The 1257-nt window shown below is 55.7% G+C and carries 2 protein-coding genes; both read right to left on the bottom strand.

Translation table 11 applies throughout. The annotated features are described in order from the left end of the window. Positions 1 to 679, bottom strand: a 679-nt coding sequence (locus A8707_RS26170) for a hypothetical protein (protein ID WP_231948485.1), incomplete at its 3' end; no start/stop codon positions are given. Between the two features lie 72 nt (positions 680 to 751). After that, positions 752 to 1168 (bottom strand): hypothetical protein, encoded by a 417-nt coding sequence (locus A8707_RS26165; protein ID WP_156518907.1) that lies wholly within the window; start codon positions 1166 to 1168, stop codon positions 752 to 754. Positions 1169 to 1257: the final 89 nt, after the last annotated feature.

The following is a 1257-nucleotide window of genomic DNA, read 5'->3' as shown; positions in this document are numbered from 1 at the left end:
AAGAGTTGAATGAGAGTGAAAGCGTCAGTTGAGGGACAAGGGGCGGCATCGTCAGCGGTTGCTGCCGTTGCTCCTCATCCGGCAGCACGATTAACCCTAAGAGAAGACAGGATACCTGACGGGAGTAGGAACGCTGGGCAACGGGACGGGACGGGCGCGGATTGACTCCTTTGGGCAGAGCCGCCTGCTGCGTTTCGGCTTGTGTGCTCAACGTCAGCATCCACAAGGTGGCAACCGCCATTGCTAACCAGTGGCGTTCGGCACGTTTGGGGTCTGTGATGCGCGACGATTGCCACTGCCAGCCATCGGGTTTGAAATCGCGATAGCTATCTTCAATCCAGGTTCGGTAGCGGTACCACAAGACGTTGGCGTGTTCAGTTGGCAAATCTGTCAGCACCAGCCACGGGTCTTTGTAGCCTTCATCCCAACGTGCTACTAAGGTGCAGGCGAGCGGATGGGTGCGAAAACACTCGACGGTACCGCTCCAAGCTTGTCCGATGTTCACCCCTGCCGACAGCAATCCCCACTCCCCATCTGGCAAGACTCGCACCGTTTTGTGTGGACGCTGATTAATCCGCAAAAACGGATGCCAGCGCAATGCCACGATGGCTGCATACAGCCAGTCTGCATATAAGCCCCGGTCAGCACACACCACTACTCGCCAGTCCGGTGGAATCACTCCTTGCAATCGAGCAAACAGTTGCTCCCAGTGCGGTCGCCACGCATCGGGTTGGTTGCCCTTGAGAATTTTCTATGCCACTAGAATCGCACTGCCGCGGTAGAGTACCGCAATCGATAACACACTCAGACGGTCTTGCTGCGTCGTCACATCCAGTGCCAAAGACACATCCCGACCACCGGACGGAAACAAAGACAGTATCCAGGTCAACAACGGCGCAAAGCAGTCTTCGACCTGCCACTCCCACCGATGCTTGCCGCTTTTGGCGCTTGCTTCTTGATACCATTCTTTCAGCCTTTGCCGCACCGTATTCGGGCGTTCGTCATTCAGCCGCGCGATCATTTCTGGTACTCGACTCAGACTGCTCGAACGACTCCATGCCATGCCGAAACTCCACACACTTAGCCCCGTCACTTGTGCGATGCTCAAATGCGGAAACTGAGCGCTGACGATGCGATTCCATTGTTTGAGATCAGGGTCTCGGAGCATGATTACCTCTTCAAGACGCAGCTTCTTCATGCTCACCCCAGCGGAGTCACTCCTCACAGCTTCAACACAAACCTACACTTGTAAGGGGA

Source organism: Phormidesmis priestleyi BC1401 (assembly GCF_001650195.1).
GTDB classification, from domain to species: Bacteria; Cyanobacteriota; Cyanobacteriia; order Leptolyngbyales; family Leptolyngbyaceae; genus Phormidesmis_A; species Phormidesmis_A priestleyi_B.
This window is presented reverse-complemented; position numbering and strand designations above follow the sequence as displayed.